The sequence below is a fragment of the Micromonospora solifontis genome (assembly GCF_003725545.1).
GTDB classification, from domain to species: Bacteria; Actinomycetota; Actinomycetes; order Mycobacteriales; family Micromonosporaceae; genus Micromonospora; species Micromonospora solifontis.
The window spans coordinates 40308-58772 of record NZ_RJLN01000026.1 but is presented as its reverse complement, the minus strand read 5'-3'; the positions used below and the strand labels follow the sequence as shown (position 1 = coordinate 58772).

At 74.8% G+C, this 18465-nt stretch carries 17 protein-coding genes; 7 read left to right on the top strand and 10 right to left on the bottom strand.

Annotated elements, in window-relative coordinates:
• The first annotated feature begins 2 nt into the window (after positions 1-2).
• From hutU to hutH, 5 genes are read left to right on the top strand one after another with little or no spacing between them, the layout of a single operon-like run.
• Entirely contained in the window at positions 3-1658 is a 1656-nt protein-coding gene (gene hutU / locus EFE23_RS11965) for a urocanate hydratase (protein ID WP_123240970.1), read from the top strand.
• Entirely contained in the window at positions 1655-2854 is a 1200-nt protein-coding gene (locus EFE23_RS11960) for an allantoate amidohydrolase (RefSeq protein WP_123240969.1), read from the top strand. The genes hutU and EFE23_RS11960 overlap by 4 nt, the downstream gene beginning before the upstream one ends.
• Positions 2851-4206, top strand: coding sequence for a formimidoylglutamate deiminase (locus EFE23_RS11955; protein WP_123240984.1), 1356 nt, complete (start codon positions 2851-2853; stop codon positions 4204-4206). Before EFE23_RS11960 ends, EFE23_RS11955 begins: the two co-directional genes overlap by 4 nt.
• Positions 4207-4244: 38 nt before the next feature.
• Positions 4245-5429 (top strand): imidazolonepropionase, encoded by a 1185-nt coding sequence (gene hutI / locus EFE23_RS11950; RefSeq protein ID WP_123240968.1) that lies wholly within the window; start codon positions 4245-4247, stop codon positions 5427-5429.
• A complete protein-coding gene (hutH, locus tag EFE23_RS11945; RefSeq protein ID WP_123240967.1) occupies positions 5417-6955 on the top strand; it encodes a histidine ammonia-lyase in 1539 nt (512 codons plus the stop codon). The genes hutI and hutH overlap by 13 nt, the downstream gene beginning before the upstream one ends.
• 21 nt (positions 6956-6976) lie before the next feature.
• On the opposite strand, the gene EFE23_RS11940 is transcribed toward hutH, so the two are convergent.
• The gene (locus EFE23_RS11940) at positions 6977-7813 is read right to left on the bottom strand and encodes a helix-turn-helix domain-containing protein (RefSeq protein ID WP_123240966.1); all 837 of its coding nucleotides are present in this window, start codon (positions 7811-7813) and stop codon (positions 6977-6979) included.
• 101 nt (positions 7814-7914) lie between these two features.
• Here EFE23_RS11940 and EFE23_RS11935 point away from each other — a divergent pair, with 101 nt between their 5' ends.
• The gene (locus EFE23_RS11935) at positions 7915-8631 is read left to right on the top strand and encodes an SDR family oxidoreductase (protein ID WP_123240965.1); all 717 of its coding nucleotides are present in this window, start codon (positions 7915-7917) and stop codon (positions 8629-8631) included.
• 85 nt (positions 8632-8716) lie between these two features.
• On the opposite strand, the gene rdgB is transcribed toward EFE23_RS11935, so the two are convergent.
• The 9 genes from rdgB to EFE23_RS11890 all read right to left on the bottom strand — a co-directional run bounded on the left by rdgB (position 8717) and on the right by EFE23_RS11890 (position 15594).
• Positions 8717-9334: an RdgB/HAM1 family non-canonical purine NTP pyrophosphatase gene (gene rdgB, locus EFE23_RS11930; protein ID WP_123240964.1), complete on the bottom strand. Its 618-nt coding sequence runs from the start codon at positions 9332-9334 to the stop codon at positions 8717-8719.
• Positions 9331-10059, bottom strand: coding sequence for a ribonuclease PH (gene rph / locus EFE23_RS11925; RefSeq protein ID WP_123240963.1), 729 nt, complete (start codon positions 10057-10059; stop codon positions 9331-9333). The genes rdgB and rph overlap by 4 nt, the downstream gene beginning before the upstream one ends.
• 67 nt (positions 10060-10126) lie before the next feature.
• Complete coding sequence (locus EFE23_RS11920; protein ID WP_123240962.1) at positions 10127-10873, bottom strand: MBL fold metallo-hydrolase; 747 nt, start codon at positions 10871-10873, stop codon at positions 10127-10129.
• A gap of 227 nt (positions 10874-11100) precedes the next feature.
• A complete protein-coding gene (locus EFE23_RS11915; RefSeq protein ID WP_123240961.1) occupies positions 11101-12066 on the bottom strand; it encodes a PLP-dependent cysteine synthase family protein in 966 nt (321 codons plus the stop codon).
• An 11-nt stretch (positions 12067-12077) separates the two neighbouring features.
• The gene (locus tag EFE23_RS11910) at positions 12078-12452 is read right to left on the bottom strand and encodes a MoaD family protein (RefSeq protein ID WP_123240960.1); all 375 of its coding nucleotides are present in this window, start codon (positions 12450-12452) and stop codon (positions 12078-12080) included.
• A 70-nt stretch (positions 12453-12522) separates the two neighbouring features.
• Positions 12523-13011, bottom strand: a complete 489-nt coding sequence (locus EFE23_RS11905) for a M67 family metallopeptidase (RefSeq protein ID WP_123240959.1) — start codon at positions 13009-13011, stop codon at positions 12523-12525.
• Between the two features lie 55 nt (positions 13012-13066).
• A complete protein-coding gene (locus EFE23_RS11900) occupies positions 13067-13564 on the bottom strand; it encodes a DUF2017 domain-containing protein (RefSeq protein ID WP_199737027.1) in 498 nt (165 codons plus the stop codon).
• Positions 13565-13625: 61 nt separating this feature from the next.
• Positions 13626-13916 (bottom strand): ATP-dependent Clp protease adapter ClpS, encoded by a 291-nt coding sequence (gene clpS / locus EFE23_RS11895; RefSeq protein ID WP_111242404.1) that lies wholly within the window; start codon positions 13914-13916, stop codon positions 13626-13628.
• A 115-nt stretch (positions 13917-14031) separates the two neighbouring features.
• Positions 14032-15594, bottom strand: a complete 1563-nt coding sequence (locus EFE23_RS11890) for a hypothetical protein (protein WP_123240957.1) — start codon at positions 15592-15594, stop codon at positions 14032-14034.
• 190 nt (positions 15595-15784) lie between these two features.
• Here EFE23_RS11890 and EFE23_RS11885 point away from each other — a divergent pair, with 190 nt between their 5' ends.
• Positions 15785-18463: a LuxR C-terminal-related transcriptional regulator gene (locus EFE23_RS11885; protein WP_123240956.1), complete on the top strand. Its 2679-nt coding sequence runs from the start codon at positions 15785-15787 to the stop codon at positions 18461-18463.
• The last annotated feature ends 2 nt before the right edge of the window (positions 18464-18465 follow it).

Sequence of the window (18465 nt, the reverse complement as noted above, 5' to 3'; positions counted from 1 at the left end):
AGATGCACCAGCCCGTCCGCGCCGCCCGCGGCACCGCACGCACCGCGAAGGGGTGGCCGCAGGAGGCCGCGCTGCGGATGCTGATGAACAACCTCGACCCGGAGGTGGCCGAGCGCCCCGAGGACCTGGTGGTCTACGGCGGCACCGGGAAGGCCGCCCGGGACTGGCCGTCGTACCACGCGCTGGTCCGGACGCTGACCGAGCTGCGCGACGACGAGACCATGCTGGTGCAGTCCGGCCGCCCGGTCGGCGTCCTGCGCACCCACGAGTGGGCGCCGCGGGTGCTGCTGGCCAACTCCAACCTGGTCGGCGACTGGGCCACCTGGCCCGAGTTCCGCCGCCTCGAACAGCTCGGCCTGACCATGTACGGGCAGATGACCGCCGGCTCGTGGATCTACATCGGCACCCAGGGCATCCTGCAGGGCACGTACGAGACGTTCGCGGCGGTCGCCGCGAAGCGCTTCGGCGGCAGCCTCGCCGGGACGCTAACCCTCACCGCCGGATGCGGCGGCATGGGTGGCGCCCAGCCCCTCGCGGTCACCATGAACGGCGGCGCCTGCCTGATCGTGGACGTGGACCGCAGCCGGCTGGACCGCCGGGTGCACGACCGCTACCTAGACGAGGTGGCCGACTCGCTGGACGACGCGGTCGAGCGGGCGCTGGCCGCGAAGCGGGACCGCCGGGCGCTGAGCGTCGGCGTGGTCGGCAACGCCGCCACCGTCTTCCCCGAGCTGCTGCGCCGGGGGGTGGCGATCGACATCGTCACCGACCAGACCAGCGCGCACGATCCGCTGTCGTACCTGCCGGAGGGGGTGGAGCTGGCCGACGCCCGGGACTACGCGGCGGCGAAGCCGGCCGAGTTCACCGACCGGGCCCGGGCCTCGATGGCGAAGCACGTCGAGGCGATGGTCGGCTTCCTCGACGCCGGCGCCGAGGTCTTCGACTACGGCAACTCGATCCGCGGCGAGGCGAAGCTCGGCGGGTACGAGCGCGCCTTCGACTTCCCCGGCTTCGTGCCGGCGTACATCCGGCCGCTGTTCTGCGAGGGCAAGGGCCCGTTCCGGTGGGCGGCGCTCTCCGGCGACCCGGCCGACATCGCGGCCACCGACCGGGCCATCCTCGACCTGTTCCCGGAGAACGAGTCTCTCGCGCGGTGGATCCGGATGGCCGGCGAGCGGGTCGCCTTCCAGGGCCTGCCGGCCCGGATCTGCTGGCTCGGCTACGGCGAGCGGGACAAGGCCGGGGTGCGGTTCAACGAGATGGTCGCCTCGGGTGAGCTGAGCGCGCCGGTGGTGATCGGCCGGGACCACCTGGACTGCGGCAGCGTGGCCAGCCCGTACCGGGAGACCGAGGCGATGGCCGACGGCTCCGACGCGATCGCCGACTGGCCGCTGCTCAACGCCCTGGTCAACACCGCCAGCGGCGCGTCCTGGGTGTCGCTGCACCACGGCGGCGGGGTGGGCATCGGCCGGTCCATCCACGCCGGGCAGGTCTGCGTCGCCGACGGCAGCGCCCTGGCCGGGCAGAAGATCGAGCGGGTGCTCACCAACGACCCGGCGATGGGCGTCATCCGGCACGTCGACGCCGGCTACGACGCCGCCCGCGAGGTCGCCGAGCGGACCGGCGTGCGCGTCCCGATGGCCGAGGGTCCGGCGTGACCGACCTGGCCGCCCGGTTCCGGAAGCTGTGGGACGAGATCGCGCCGGTCGGGCGGGACGCGGGCAGCGGCGGCTACCTGCGGTACGCGCTGACCGAACCGGAGCTGGCCCTGCGGGCCTGGTTCCGGGAGCAGGCCGACGCCCGGGGCATGCCGGTGCGGGAAGACGGCAACGGCAACCTGTTCGCCTGGTGGGGCGACCCGGCGGCCGGCGGCGCGGTGCTGACCGGCAGCCACTTCGACTCGGTGCCGCACGGCGGGGCGTACGACGGACCGCTCGGCATCGTCAGCGCGTTCCTCGCCGTGGACGAGCTGCGGGCGGCCGGGGTGACCCCGGTGCGGCCGGTGGCGGTGGCCGCGTTCGTCGAGGAGGAGGGGGCCCGGTTCGGCGTACCGTGCCTGGGGTCGCGGCTGCTCACCGGGGAGATCGCGGTGGACCGTGCGGCCGGGCTGCGCGACGCGGCCGGGGTGAGCTTCGCCGAGGCGCTGGGCGACCGGCCGGCGGGCGCCGACCCCGCGCTGCTCGGCCGCTTCGCGGCCTTCGTCGAGCTGCACGTCGAGCAGGGCCGGGCGCTGGTCGACCTCGACGCACCGGTCGCGGTGGCCAGCGCGATCTGGCCGCACGGCCGCTGGCGGTTCGACTTCCACGGCGAGGGCAACCACGCCGGTACGACCCGGATGGCCGACCGCCGCGACCCGATGCTCACCTACGCGTTCACCGTGCTCGCGGCGAACAAGGAGGCCCGGCTGCGCGACGCCCACGCCACCGTCGGCCGGGTGGCGGTGGAGCCGAACGCCACCAACGCCATCCCGGCCCGGGTGACCGGCTGGCTGGACGCCCGGGCGGCCGAGCCGGAGACGCTGCACGGCCTGGTGGAGGCCGTGCAGGCCAAGGCGGCCGAGCGGGCCCGGCGGGACGGCACCGAGCTGACCTGCACCGAGGAGTCGGCCACCCCGCTCGTCGCGTTCGACGGCGGGCTGGCCGACCGGCTGGCGACGCTGCTGGCCGCGCCGGTGCTGCCCACCGGGGCGGGACACGACGCCGGGGTCCTGGCCGCGCACCTGCCCACCGCGATGCTGTTCGTCCGGAACCCGACCGGGGTGTCGCACTCCCCGGCCGAGTCCGCCACCGACGCCGACTGCGCCGCCGGGGTGACCGCCCTGGCCCGGGTACTGGAGGAGCTGGCATGCCGCTGACCCGCTGGCTGGCCGAGTACGCCTGGCTGCCCGAGCACGCCGAGCCCACGCCGGACGTGCTGATCGAGGCCGAGGGCGGCCGGATCACCGCCGTGACGCCGCTGGTGGGCGGCGGGGGTGCGCCGAGCGCCGGGGTCGAGGTGCTCCGGGACGCGGTCCGGCTGCCCGGGCTCACCCTGCCGGGGCTGGCCAACGCCCACTCGCACGCCTTCCACCGGGCGCTGCGCGGGCGGACCCACGGCGGGCGGGGCGACTTCTGGAGCTGGCGGGACGTGATGTACACGGTCGCGGCCCGGCTCGACCCCGACTCGTACCTGGCCCTAGCCCGGGCCGCGTACGCCGAGATGGCGCTCGCCGGGATCACCTGCGTGGGCGAGTTCCACTACCTGCACCACGGGCCGGACGGGACGCCGTACGACGACCCGAACGCGATGTCGGCGGCGCTGGTCGAGGCCGCCGCGCACGCCGGGATCCGGCTCACCCTGCTGGACGCCGCGTATCTGACCGCGGGCGTGGCCGGGGAGCCGCTGACCGGGCCGCAGCGCCGGTTCGGCGACGGGGACGCGCTGCGCTGGGCGGACCGGGTGGCCGCGTTCCGTCCGGAGGACGACCACGCCCGCGTCGGCGCGGCCATCCACTCGGTCCGCGCCGTGCCGGCGGAGCAGCTCGCCACCGTCGCCAACCTGGCCGACCGCGCCGGTGTGCCACTGCACGTGCACCTGTCGGAGCAGCCCGCCGAGAACGACGCCTGCCGGGCCGTGCACGGCTGCACCCCCACCCGGCTGCTGGCCGAGCACGGGGTGCTCGGCCGGCACACGACCGCCGTGCACGCCACCCACCCCACCAGCGCCGACCTCGGCCTGCTCGGGGAGAGCCGGACCGGGGTGTGCCTCTGCCCCACCACCGAGCGGGACCTGGCCGACGGGATCGGGCCGGCCCGGCGGATGGTCGACGCGGGCAGCCCACTCAGCCTGGGCAGCGACAGCCACGCGGTGGTCGACCTGTTCGAGGAGGCCCGCGCGGTCGAGCTGGACGAGCGGCTGCGCACCCGCAAGCGGGGACACTTCACCGCCGTCGAACTGCTCACCGCCGCGACCGTCGGCGGGCATGCCGCGCTCGGCTGGGGCGACGCCGGCCGGCTGGCGGTGGGCGACCGGGCCGACCTGGTCACGGTACGGCTGGACAGCGCCCGGACCGCCGGGGTGCCGCCGGTCGGCGCGTTCTTCGCGGCCACCGCCGCCGACGTCACCTACGTGGTGGTCGACGGGCGGACGGTCGTGGCCGACGGCCGGCACCTGACCGTCGACGTGCCGGCCGAGCTGCACGACGCCATCGCGGCGGTGACCGCGTGAGCGCGAGGAGTGAGCCGGGCGTTCCGGCGCGCCCGACCGTGCGCAGCAGCGGCAGCCTGCTGGTGGACAACATCGGCGAGCTGGTCACCAACGCCCCCGGCGCCGAAGGCGACCCGCTGGGCCTGCGCCGGGATGCCGCGCTGCTCATCGAGGACGGCGAGGTGGCCTGGATCGGACCGGCCCGGTACGCGCCGGCCGCCGACCGGCGCATCGACGCCGATGGCGCGGCGGTGCTGCCCGGCTTCGTGGACAGCCACGCCCACCTGGTCTTCGCCGGGGACCGGGCCGCCGAGTTCGCCGCCCGGATGTCCGGCGAGCCGTACACCGGGGGCGGCATCCGGACCACCGTCGGCGCGACCCGCGCCGCCTCCGACGACGAGCTGCGGGCCACCGTGGGCCGGCTGCGCGGCGAGGCGATGCGGCAGGGCACCACCACCATCGAGATCAAGAGCGGGTACGGGCTCACCGTCGCCGACGAGACCCGCTCGCTGCGGATCGCCGCCGAGTTCACCGAGGACACCACCTTCCTCGGCGCGCACGTGGTCCCCGCCGAGTACGCCGACCGCCCCGACGACTACGTGGGCCTGGTGTGCGGGCCGATGCTGGCCGCCGCCGCCCCGTACGCCCGCTGGATCGACGTGTTCTGCGAGCGGGGCGCCTTCGACGTGGACCACGCCCGGGCGATCCTCGCCTGCGGGCAGGCCGTCGGGCTGGGCGTGCGGGTGCACGCCAACCAGCTCGGCCCCGGGCCGGGGGTTCAACTCGGGGTGGAACTCGGTGCGGCCAGCGTCGACCACTGCACCCACCTCTCCGACGCCGACGTGGACGCGCTGGCCGGGTCGGCGACGGTGGCCACGCTGCTGCCCGGCGCGGAGTTCTCCACCCGGTCGCCCTACCCGGACGCCCGGCGGCTGCTCGACGCGGGGGTGACCGTCGCGCTGGCCACCGACTGCAACCCCGGGTCGTCGTACACCTCGTCGATGCCGTTCTGCATCGCCCTCGCCGTACGGGAGATGCGGATGACCCCGGCGGAGGCCGTGTGGGCCGCGACCGCCGGCGGCGCGGCGGCGCTGCGCCGCACCGACGTGGGCCGGCTCGCGCGGGGCGCGCGGGCCGACCTGATCATCCTCGACGCCCCGTCCCACCTGCACCTGGCCTACCGGCCGGGGGTGCCGCTGATCCGCCAGGTCCTGCACAACGGAGTGCCCCAATGTCGACCGTAGTCATCCAGCCCACCGGGATCTCCCCCGCCGACGTGCTCACCGTGGCCCGCGGCACCGCCAAGGTCGTCCTCGACCCCACCGCCGTGGAGGCCATGGCCGCCAGCCGGTCCATCGTCGACGGCATCGAGGCGGCGGGCCGCCCGGTGTACGGCGTCTCCACCGGCTTCGGGGCGCTCGCCAACACCTTCGTCGCACCCGAGCGGCGGGCCGAGCTCCAGCACGCGCTGATCCGCTCGCACGCCGCCGGTGTGGGCGCGCCGATGCCCCGCGAGGTGGTCCGGGCGATGATGCTGCTGCGGGTCCGCTCCCTCGCCCTCGGCCGCTCCGGGGTCCGGCCGCTGGTCGCCGAGGCCCTGGTCGACCTGCTCAACCACGAGGTCACCCCGTGGGTGCCGGAGCACGGCTCGCTGGGCGCCTCCGGCGACCTGGCTCCGCTCGCCCACTGCGCCCTGGTGCTGCTCGGCGAGGGCTGGGTGCTCGGCCCGGCCGGCGACCGGATCCCCGCCGCCGACGCGCTGCGCCGGGTCGGGCTGGCGCCGATCGAGCTGGCCGCCAAGGAAGGGCTGGCGCTGATCAACGGCACCGACGGCATGCTCGGCATGCTGCTGCTGGCGATCCACGACGCCCGGCACCTGTTCGCCATGGCCGACGTCACCGCCGCGCTGGCCATCGAGGCGATGCTCGGTTCGGAGCGGCCGTTCCTGCCCGAGCTGCACGCCATCCGGCCGCACCCCGGCCAGGCGGCGTCGGCGGCGAACATCCACCGGCTGCTGCAGGACTCGGCGGTGATGGACTCCCACCGCGACGACGTGGCGCACGCGGTGCAGGACGCGTACTCGATGCGCTGCGCCCCGCAGGTGGCCGGCGCGGCCCGGGACACCCTCGACTTCGTCGAGCTGGTGGCCGGCCGGGAGCTGCTGTCCGTGGTGGACAACCCGGTGGTGCTGCCGGACGGGCGGGTCGAGTCGACCGGCAACTTCCACGGGGCGCCGCTCGGCTTCGCCGCCGACTACCTGGCCATCGCCGCCGCCGAGGTGGGCGCGATCGCCGAGCGGCGGGTGGACCGGCTGCTGGACGTCACCCGCTCCCGGGACCTGCCGGCGTTCCTCTCCCCCGACGCCGGGGTCAACTCCGGCCTGATGATCGCCCAGTACACGGCCGCCGGCATCGTCGCCGAGAACCGGCGACTGGCCGCCCCGGCCTCGGTCGACTCGCTGCCCACCAGCGGCATGCAGGAGGACCACGTCTCGATGGGCTGGGCGGCCACCAAGAAGCTGCGGACGGTGCTGGACAACCTGACCAGCCTGCTCGCGGTGGAGCTGCTGGCCGCCGTACGCGGGCTCCAGCTGCGCGCCCCGCTGACCCCGTCGCCGGCCGGCCGGGCCGCGCTGGCCGCGCTCGGTGCGGCGGCCGGCGAGCCGGGACCGGACGTGTTCCTCGCGCCGCTGATGGAGGCGGCGCGCGACGTGCTGCGCGGCCCCGAGCTGCGCGCGACGATCGAGCGGGAGGTCGGCCCGCTCGGCTGACCGGATCCCGCTCCGGCCGGCTCAGCGGTACGCCGGGGCGTGCGCCAGCAGGGCGACCGCGTCCCGGTCAGGGCTGCCGGCGTCGGGCTGGAAGGCGACGAACCGCTGCCCGTCCGGGGCGGTGAGGATCTCGGAGGTCAGCTCCAGCCGGCCCACTCCCGGGTGCTGGAAGGTGCGCCGCGCGCCGCTCTTGACCCGTACGTCGTAGTGCCGCCACAGCGCGGCGAACTCCTCGGCGGTGCCGGACAACTCGGCCACCAGCCGGGCCAGTTCGGGTGAGTCGGGGTCGGCGGCGGCGACCGTGCGCAGGTGCGCCACGCAGTCCTCGGCCATCCGCCGCCACGGCACGAAGAGGGTACGGGCGGCGGGGTGGGTGAAGACGTACCGGACCAGGTTGCGCCGCTGCGCCGGCCACTGCTCGACCCCGGCCAGCAGCCGGTACCCCTCCTGGTTGGCGGCCAGCACGTCGCTGGTTGGGCTCAGCACGTACGCCGGGGTGGGCCGGACGGCCGCCAGCAGCAGCCGCAGCCCCGGCCGCGGGCTGGCGGCCGGACGCGGCCGCCGCGCGGGTCGACCGGCCGCGTTGCGAGCCAGCGCGTGCAGGTGGGCCCGCTCGTCGTCGTCGAGGCGCAACGCCGTGGCGAGCGCGTCGAGGACGGCCGGGCCCGGGTTGGTGTCCCGGCCGCGTTCCAACCGGATGTAGTAGTCGACGCTCACCCCGGCCAGGGCGGCGAGTTCCTCGCGGCGCAGGCCGGGCGTCTGCCGGCGACCGGTGCCCGCCGGCAGCCCCACCTCGGCGGGACCGATCCGGCCCCGCCGGTTGCGCAGGAACTCGCCGAGGGCGCCACGATCGACCACCCGTCGAGTCTCCCAGCCCCGTACCCGGCCGGGGTGGCCCTGTCAGGGCCCGTCCCGGCCCGGTCTCCCGGCCGGTCCGGCGGGCCGGGAACCTGGGCGGCATGACACGATCTCGGATCCTCATCATCGGCGGCGGCTCGGGCATGGGGCTGGCGCTGGCGGAACTGCTGCTGCGCGGCGACGCGGAGGTGACCATCGCCGGCCGCTCCGCCGACCGCCTGGCCCAGGCGGCCCACCGGCTGGACATGCCCGGACGGCTGCGCACCCGGCCGGTCGACATCACCGACGAGGAGCAGGTGCGGGAGCTGGCCGCCGAGTGCGGACAACTGGACCACGTGGTGGTCACCGCCGCTGACATGACCGGGGCGTACGGGCCACTGGGCGACCTCGACCTCGACACGGCGCGAGCCGTCCTCGCCACCAAGGTGCTCGGGCCGTGGCTGGTGGCCAAGCACATCCGGATCGCCGCGGCGGGTTCGCTGACCTTCACCTCGGGCATCGCGGCCTACCGGCCCGCCCCGGGCGGCTCGCTGGTGGCGACCGCTAACGGGGCGCTGGAGTCGCTCGTGCGGGCGTTGGCGCTGGAACTCGCCCCGGTCCGGGTGAACGCGGTCTCGCCCGGCTGGGTGGACACCCCGATCTGGAACACCTTCGCCGGCGACGCCAAGCAGGCCCGGCTCGCCGCGATGGCCGAGCGGCTGCCCGGCGGCCGGGTGGGTGACCCCGCCGACATCGCCCGGGCGTTCGTGGCGGTGACGGAGAACCGCTTCATCACCGGGACGGTGCTGCACGTCGACGGTGGACACCGGCTGGTGTGAGCCGACTCCGCCCTGGTTGGCGAAACCGGCGACGTGGTGGTGTCCGGGTGCGCCGGACACCACCACGCCGGCGACGAGGCGGCGGTCAGGCGGCCGGCGGGAGCACCTTGGCGACCAGCTTGGCCAGCTCGCGCAGCGCCTTGCCGCGGTGGCTGACCGCGTCCTTCTCCTCCGGGGTCAACTCCGCGTTGGTCCGCTCCTGGCCGTCGCCGAGGAAGATCGGGTCGTACCCGAAGCCGCCGTCGCCGCGCGGGGCGCGCAGCAGCCGGCCGGACTGGCGACCGTCGACCAGGTGCTCCTTGCCGCCGGGCAGCACCAGCGCCACGGTGCACACGAAGGCGGCGCCCCGGTGCTCGTCCGGCACGTCGGCGACCTGGTCCAGCACCAGCTGGAGGTTGGCCCGGTCGTCGCCGTGCCGGCCGGACCAGCGGGCGCTGAACACGCCCGGCATGCCGTTGAGCGCGTCCACGGCCAGCCCGGAGTCGTCGGCGATGGTCGGCAGCCCGGTGCGCCGGCAGCCCTCGCGCGCCTTGATCAGCGCGTTCTCGCCGAAGGTGAGGCCGGTCTCCGGCAGCTCCGGGTACTCCTCGACGTCGTCGAGGCCGAGCAGGGCGATCCGGTGGGCGCCGAGCGCGCCGTCCAGGATGCGCTGCAGCTCGACCAGCTTCTTCCGGTTCCGGGTGGCGAGGAGGACCTTGTTCATGAGGTGAGCGCCTTCCGCTGCGCGTCGGCCAGTTCCAGACAGCCCATCACGCCCAGGTCGAGCAGGGCGTCGAGCTGGTCGCGGGCGAAGACGCCGGCCTCGCCCGTCCCCTGCACCTCGACGAAGTCGCCGGTCCCGGTGCAGACCACGTTCATGTCCACCTCCGCCGCGACGTCCTCGTCGTAGCAGAGGTCCAGCCGGGGCTCGCCGGCGAGGATGCCGACGCTGACCGCCGCCACCGACCGGTGCATCACCTTCTCGACCTTGCCGGCGAGCGCCTTGCGCCCGGACAGCCAGGTGACCGCGTCGTGCAGCGCCACGTACGCGCCGGTGATCGCGGCGGTCCGGGTGCCACCGTCGGCCTGGAGCACGTCGCAGTCGAGCACGATCGAGTTCTCGCCGAGGGCCTTCAGGTCGACGCAGGCGCGCAGGCTGCGGCCGATCAGCCGGGAGATCTCGTGGGTCCGTCCGCCGATCTTCCCCCGCACGCTCTCCCGGTCCGAGCGGGTGTTCGTGGCCCGGGGCAGCATCGCGTACTCGGCGGTCACCCAGCCGAGACCGGAGCCCTTGCGCCAGCGGGGCACGCCCTCGGTCACGCTGGCCGTGCAGAGCACCCGGGTCGCGCCGAACTCGACGAGGACGGAGCCCTCCGGGTGGGTGCTCCAGCCGCGGGTCAGGGTCACCGGTCGGAGTTGGTCGGGCCGCCGCCCGTCAGGTCGCGCCATGCCTGCACCTTATGCGGTGCCGTGATCAGACCGTCCCCCGGTGCCCGACAGGTCGGCCGCGCCGTGGTCAGACGTCGTAGCAGGCGCCGGGCCGCACCACGTCCAGCGGCCCGGTGTACGCGCCCGCCGCCGCCTCCACCGTGTGCGACTCGCTGCCCCAGGCCGCCACCAGGTGGGTGAGCAGCAGCCGGCCCACCCCCGCCTTGGTGGCGTACTCGCCGGCTTCCCGGCCGGTGAGGTGCAGGTCCGGTGGGTTCTCCATGCCGTCGAGGTAGCTGGCCTCGCAGAGGAAGAGGTCGGCGCCCTGGGCCAGGCGCAGCAGCGCGTCGCAGGGCGCGGTGTCCGACGAGTAGCAAAACACCCGGCCGCTGTGCTCCAGCCGCACGCCGTACGTCTCGACCGGGTGGTTCATCCGGTCCACGGTCACCGAGAACGGGCCGATCGGGAACGTGCCCGGCTGCAGCCCGTAGAACTGGTAGACGTCCTCGACGGTGCTGTCCTCCTGCCCGTACGCCGCGGCGATCCGGTCCGGCGCGCCGGAGGGCGCGTACACCGGCAGGGCCGGGTACGGGCCGTCCGGGGCGTACCGGCGCACCACCACGTAGGACACGGCGTCGAGCATGTGGTCGCAGTGCAGGTGGGTGAGGAGGATGGCGTCGGGGGCGTGCAGCCCGACGTACCGCTGCAGAGTGGAGAGCGCCCCCGAGCCGAAGTCGATCAGGAGTTTGAAGCCCTCCGCCTCCACGAGGTAGGCGGAGCAGGGGGACTCGGGGCCGGGGAAGCTGCCCGCGCAGCCGAGGACGGTCAGTCGCATCCGGTCGCCTCGATATCACGCCTCGTAGTCGACGCGCCGGAAGTCGCTCCGCCGATGATCTTTACCGACGCGTACGCCACGCTGCGCAGCCTACGCGTCGGCCCGGTCGGGCAAGAATCATCTACCGGAAGTTGTCACCAACGTGACACCCGTACACGTCCGGTCCAGGGCAACGCGGTCGGGCCGGCCGCCGGGGGTCCCGTCGGCCGGCCCGAACCGCCCAGCCGTCACGCCCAGAGCTGTCCCTCGAGGGCGTCCTCGGCGTCCGCGAGGGTGCCGCCGTACGCCCCGGTGGAGAGGTACTTCCAGCCGCCGTCGGCGATGACGAAGGCGACGTCGGCGCGGCGGCCGGCCTTGACCGACTCGTGCGCCACCGCGAGGGCCGCATGCAGGATCGCGCCGGTCGAGAAGCCGGCGAAGATCCCCTCCACCTCGACGAGCTGCCGGGTCCGCAGCACCGCGTCCCGGGTGCCGACGGAGAAACGCCGGGAGAGCACCTGGGCGTCGTAGAGCTCGGGGACGTAGCCCTCGTCGATGTTGCGCAGGCCGTAGACCAGCTCGCCGTAGCGCGGCTCGGCCGCGACGATCTGGATGCCCTCGACCTTCTCCCGCAGGTAGCGTCCGGTGCCCATCAGCGTGCCGGTGGTGCCCAGCCCGGCCACGAAATGGGTGATCGTGGGCAGGTCGTGCAGCAGCTCCGGTCCGGTCGTCTCGTAGTGGGCCCGGGCGTTCGCCTCGTTGCCGTACTGGTAGAGCATCACCCAGTCGGGGTGCTCGACGGCGATCTGCTTGGCGGTGGCGACGGCCTGGTTCGAGCCGCCGGCCGCCGGCGAGAAGATGATCTCCGCGCCGTACATCCGGAGCAGTTGGACCCGCTCGGTGGAGACGTTCTCCGGCATCACACAGACCAGCCGGTAGCCACGCAGCTTCGCCACCATGGCCAGCGAGATGCCGGTGTTGCCGCTGGTCGGCTCCAGGATGGTGTCGCCCGGCCGGAGCCGACCGGCCGACTCGGCCGCGCGGACCATGAACAGGGCCGCCCGGTCCTTGATGCTGCCGGTCGGGTTCCGGTCCTCCAGCTTGGCCCAGAGTCGCACCGGCGGCGCACCCTCGGGCACCGTCGGCGAGAGCCGGGGCAACCCGATCAGGGGCGTGCCGCCGCACGCGTCGAGCAGGCTCTCGTACCGCGCCATGGCGACCGCCCTCAGCGGGCGACGCGCGCTTCGCGCACGTCGCCGTGCCGCGCGATCGCCGCAGCGGCGGCGCTGTGCTGGGCGATCGCGGCTGCCGCCGCGAAGCCGAACGCGCCACCGGCCACGGCCGGCAGGATGGTGACGCTGTCACCGTCGTTGAGCTTGGCGTCGAGCGCGCCGAGGAAGCGGACGTCCTCGTCGTTGACGTAGACGTTGACGAACCGGTGCAGCGCGCCGGCGTCGGTGACCAGGCGGGCCTTCAGGCCGCCGTGCCGGGAGTCCAGGTCGGTGAGCAGGTCGCTCAGCGTGTCGCCGGCGCCCTCGACGACCTTCGCGCCGCCGGTGTAGCTGCGCAGGATGGTGGGGATGCGAACCTCGATGGCCATGATGTCTCGTGCTCCTTGTTCGGGTCGTGCCAGGTGACGGGAGAAAGAAGAGGTGCCGGCGCTGGAGGGATCAGCGGTCGGAACACTCGTAGTCGACCGTCGCCGGGCTCTGCCCGAACATGTAGGACTGGACGGCGTGCGGGTCCACGGCGGCATCCACGATCTTGACCGGCTCTTCGGTGACCACGCCGTCGACGATGCGGAAGGAGCGGATCTCCTCCGTGTCGGGCTCACGGGTCGAGACGAGCAGGTAGTGCGCTCCCGGCTCACCGGCGAAGGAGATGTCCGTGCGGGACGGGTAGGCCTCCGTCGCGGTGTGCGAGTGGTAGATGACGACCGGCTCCTCGTCGCGGTCGTCCATCTCCCGCCAGACCCGCAGGTGTTCCATCGAGTCGAACTCGTAGAACGTCATGGAGCGGGCGGCGTTCTCCATCGGGATGTGCCGGATCGGGGTGTCGCTGCCGGCGGGACCGGCGACCACGCCGCACGCCTCGTCCGGGTGGTCCCGGCGCGCGTGGGCGACGATCGCGTCGATGATCGACCGGTCGATGCTCAGCACGCCGACCAGCCTAGCGCCCGGGGTTCTCCGGTGGCGAGGTGGCGACCGTCACGGGTCAGTCGATCAAGGCGTTGAGCAGGGACTCCTGCAGATATCCGAGATACGCGTAGACCGATAGTTGGAACACCCGCGACGAGGTGGGGTCCTCGGCCACCGCGTCGTCGAGCTCCTCGCCCAGGTCGGTGCCGTCCTTGATCTCCAGCCGGACGCCCATCGCCAGCCGGGCGTCGTTGAGCGCGCGCAGCCACGCCTCGGCGGCCTCCGCGTCGAGCCGCACCTCGCCGCCGACCTCGCCGTCGGGCAACGCGGCGAGAATCGCGCCGGCCTGATCGATCTTGGCGGTCTTGAGGTCGCCCTCGGTGTAGCGGCGGAACTCGGCGGCGCTCGCCGCGTCCTCCGGATAGACCTCGGGGAAGAGCCGGCCGACCACCGGGTCGCCGTGGTCGAAGCCGTCGGTGAGCAGGCCGACCACCTCGGAGGCCACCTTGCGCAGCACCCGCACCTCGTCCACCGCGAAAGTGGCCACGTAGCGGTCGCCGTAGCGACGGAACATGCTCACGGCGTCTTCCCTGTTCGCGACTGCGGGGCTCGCAACCCCGGCTCACTCCTCGCGCTCACGAGCGGTCCACCGTCGCCCAGAGCCCGTACGCGTGCAACTGCGACGCGTCGTGCTCCATCCGCTCCCGGGCCCCGCTGGAGACCACCGCCTTGCCCTTGTGGTGCACATCCAGCATGAGCTGCTCGGCCTTCTCCCGGCTGTATCCGAAGAGCTTCTGGAACACCCAGGTCACGTACGTCATGAGGTTGACCGGATCGTCCCAGACGATGGTCACCCAGGGCCGGTCGGACGCCGGCACCTCGTCGGTGTCCGGCGTCTCGACCGGTGCAACCTGTGGAGCCGCCATGCCCCCCATCGTGCCACCGGATCCGGGGAACCGATGAACCGGAACGCCGCGCCGGCCCGGATCACCCTCCCGGGCCGCGTCCGGCGGCCCGGTCGACCGCTCCACGGCCCGCCCCTCAGGCGAGCAGGATGCCGTGTTCGACCGCATCGGTGACCACCAGGCCCAACGAGAGACGGATCACCTCGAAGCGGCGGGACACCTCGCGGGACAGCTCCAGCTCCACCTCGCGCAGCGCCCGCTGGGCCCAGGACCGCGCGCCGTTCGGGTCGTCGTTGCCCGGCGCGCGCCAGTGCTGCCAGCAGCCGCCGGAGAGCGCCACCCCGACCGGCGGCAGCACCTCGTCCCGCTCCCCGCCGGGGAAGCCGGACAGCGCCTCCAACGCTCCGCCACCGGCCAGCCCGGCCACCCCGGCCGTGCTGGTGACCAGGAGCACCCGGTCCAGCTCGCGACCCGCGGGATGGTCGGCGAGCCCCCACCGGACGGCGTGCGCGATCCGGTGCCGGACCCCCTCGGCCAGCGGCGCACCAAAGACCCGCGCGGCGGTGTCGTCGAGGATGCCCCGGGCCGCCTCGTCGCACTGGACCGTGGCGAGCAGCGACAGCGCCTCCATCTCCCGGTCGAGCAGGGCCGGCAGGCCGGCGCAGCCGACGCCGAAGACGATCTCCTGCACCACCCGCAGGTGGATGTTGGCCAATTCCAGGGCGAGGTGCTGACGGATCCGCTGGGCGCAGGTTCTGGCCTGCCGGTCCAGCCGCTCGGTGAGGTCCCCCGGGTCGAGCCCGGACCGGACCGGGACCCGGCCGTGCGCGCCGGGCGGCTCCGGCGGCCGGATGCTCGCCCGTCGCAGCCCCTCGTCCGCCGCCCAGCCCACCAGCGCCCGGCGCAGGGCGGCGTGGTCGGCCTGCCGGACGGCGAACCAGCGGGCGTCGGCCAGCCCGGGCACCGCCGAGAGCAGGGCGGCGCGGTGCGCCGCGAGGGAGACCTCCACCGGGTTGACCCGGTGGCCGCCCGGACGCGGCAGGGACCGGCCCGGGTGGCCGACCGACGCGACGGACGCCCCCGCGCCCTCCGTAACCGTCGGTCCGCCCGCCGGGCCGGCCCAGCCGGTGGCCCCGGGAGTGACCGCGAACAGCACCTCGACCCGGGTCCGGGCCAGTTCGGCCAGCAGGTTCAGCTCGGTCGCGGTGAGCGCCTGGTCGGCGCAGATCACGAAGAGCAGCGCGCCGGCGCGGCCGGCGGCGTCGAGCAGCACCCGGCAGCCCGCCACGCCGAGCGAGCCGGTGTCCGGCGTGTCGAGCACGGCGAAGTGGCGCAGCAGCGGGTCGGGCAGGCTCAGTTCCACCCGGCGCGGCGGGCGGGCCAGGGCCGGACCGGCGGCGACCGGGTCGGCGCCGTACGAGTGCGGCTGGCGGTAGCCCGGCACGTAGGCGGCCCGGGTGGGCACCCGCCCGTGGTTGACGTACAGGTAGCTGCCGTCGGGCACCGTGAGCATCCCGGGCTCCAGCCCGAGCAGGCCGGCGAGCAGCTCACGCCGCCCGGCGCCGGCCGGACCGGCGACGACGACGGCCAGCGGTTCGCCCGGGTCGGGGTCGGCCACCCCGAGCCGGGTGGGCAGGGGCGTGCACGGTGGCTCGGCAGGTTCGGGCGCCTCGACCGAGCGGAGCGGGCTCGGCTTCATCAAGCGGCCTCCGATAGGGCGACCAGGTTACGGGCCGGTCGCGTCGGGTGACATCCGTGGTGGCAGAAGAGTACGGGTGTCGGGAGTCCGACACCGAACACCCGGGATACTCAGGGGTAATCGACCGATTACTCAACTTCGCTGCGTGACGGTGTGGGCGCGGCCGGATTACCGTCGATATGCTGCACCGATGAGTCGGTGGGACTTCGTCGGCCGGAGGGATGAGCTCAACCGTCTGTTGTCGGCGGTCGGCGGCCCCGAGGGGCGCGGGCTGCTCTTCAGCGGCAGCGCCGGGGTCGGCAAGAGCCGGCTGCTCCGGGAGGGGGTCGCCGCCCTCCCCACCGACCGGTACGCGATCTGGTCCGTCTCGGCCAGCGCGACCACGGCCGCGTTGCCCTTCGGCGGGCTCGTCCAGGTGCTTCCGGCCGAGCAGCCGCAGGGGCTCTCCCCCGCCGGCATCCTGCGCTGGGCGGTGGACCTGCTCCAGGAGCAGGCCGCCGGCCGGCCGATCGTGCTCGCGATCGACGACGCCCACCTGCTCGACCCGCCGTCGGCCGCGCTGGTCCACCTCATCGCGCGGGCCGAGAACGCCACCGTGATCGGCACGCTGCGCAACGGCGAGCAGATCCCGCTGCCGATCCGTGCGCTGTGGACCGACGACCTGGTGGACCTGGTCGAGCTGGCGCCGCTCGGCCCGGCCGAGACCACCGGGCTGCTCGCCGCGATCCTCGGCGGCCCGGTGGACGCGGGCAGCTCGGAGCGGCTGTTCCGGCTCTCCGCGGGCAACCCGCTGCTCCTGCGCGAGCTGGTGCTGGCCGCCTCCGGCGGCGACGAGCTGCGCCGCACCTACGGCATCTGGAAGTGGACCGGCCGGCTTGAACTGGCGCCCAGCCTCACCGACCTGATCGACACCCGGATCGGCCAGCTCACCCCCGGCGTCCGGTCGGTGGTCGAGCTGGTGGCCTTCGGCGAGCCGCTCGGCCTGCAACTGCTCCAGCGGGCCGTCGACCCGGCCGACGTGGAGACCGCCGAGGAGCGCGGCCTGATCACCATGGTCCACGACGACCGGCGGTTGGACGTCCGGCTCGCCCACCCGCTCTACGGCGAGGTGATGCGCCGGCAGTGCCCGGTCAGCCGGACCCGCCGGCTCCAGGCCACCCTGGCCGAGCTGCTCGAACAGGTCGGCAAGCGACGCCGCGACGACCTGTTGCGGGTGGCCGTGTGGCGCCTCGACTCGGGCACGGCGCAAGATCCGGCGCTGCTGCTGGACGCGGCCGCCCAGGCCTTCGGCCGGTACGACGTGCCACTGGCCACCCGGCTGGCCCGCGCCGCCCTGGACGGCGAGGGCGGCTCCGACGCCGCCGAACTGCTGGCCACCATCCTCATGTTCGCCGACCGGCCGGACGAGGCGATCCGGGTCCTCGACTCGGTGGGCGCCGAGGTCCCCGACGGCCGGCGGCGCGCCCGGTGGCTGACGGTGCGCGGCATGGTCAGCTACTGGGGCCTCAGCCGCGAGTCCACGGTGGAGGAGATCGCGGCGCGCGCCGCCGAGCTGACCGACCCGGCCGACCAGGCCCGGATCCGCGCCTTCGAGGCGATCATGCGGCTGCACGGGCTGGACACCACCGCCGCGCTGCGGCTCGCCCAGGCGGTGCTGGACCGGCCGGCCGCGCCGGTGGCGGCGCGGGAGCTGGCCCGGTGCACGGTGGCCCACCTCCACGCCGCGCAGGGGCAGTACCGGCGCAGCGCCACCGCCATCGCCCGGGTGCAGGCCGAGGCGGCCCGCTGGCGCGCCGACATGCCGTACCTCCAGCTCGCGATGGAGCTGGCCCGGGGCACCCGGCTGGCGCTCTCCGGCGACCTCGCCGGCATCGACGCGATCGTGGCCGACGAGTTCGCCGACCTGGCCGGCGCGGGGGACTTCCGGCTCGGCACCGGCTACCTGGCCATCCTCCAGGCGTACGCGGCGCGGCTGCGGGGCCGCAGCGACGAGGCGCTCAAGACCAGTCTCGGCGCCTGCGCGGTGCTCGCCACCAGCCGGGTGTACGCCGGCCTGGCGCACGCCGAGCGGGCCCAGGCGGCGGCGTGGCGGGGCGACGCGACGCACGCGGCCGAGGCGATGGCGGAGGCGGACCGCACCCATGCCCCCGGCATGGCGGTGCTGTATCCCTGGCTGGAGCAGGCCCGGGGCGCGGTGCACGGAGCCGCCGGCGACCTGCCGGCCGCCACCAAGCACCTCTGCGCGCTGGCCGACCGGCTCCGCGAGGACGGCTTCGCCGGCCACGAGCTGCTCGTCCTGCTCGATCTGGTCCGGTTCGGCCAGGCCGGCGCGCCGGTCGGCCCGACCTGCACCGACGGCGGGCGGCGCACCGTGGCCCAGCGCCTGGCCGAACTCTCCGAGCGGATCGACGGCGTCCTGCCCCCGCTGATCGCCCGGTACGCCCGCGCGGCGGTCGACTGCTCCCCCGCCGAACTGCTCGCCGTCGCCGACGCGTTCGCGGCGCGGGACCTGACTGTCTACGCCGCCGAGGCCACCGCGACGGCCCTGCACCACGCGGGGCGCAATCGGGACGCCGCGACCGGCCCGGCGCGGGAACAGCTGGCCGAGCTGCTCCGGCGCTGCGACGGGCTCGCCACCCCGGCGCTGCGGCTGCTCCGGCCGGCGCTCAGCGAGCGGGAGTGGCAGGTGGCCCGGCTCGCTGCCGAGGGCGTCACCAGCCGGGCCATCGCGGAGCGGCTCTACCTGTCCAGCCGCACGGTGGAGAACCACCTCCAGCGGGTCTACAGCAAGCTCGGGGTGGCCGGCCGGGCCGAGCTGCGGGCCGCCCTGCGGTCGATGCCGGGCCATGACGGCACGGATCCGCGCTGAAC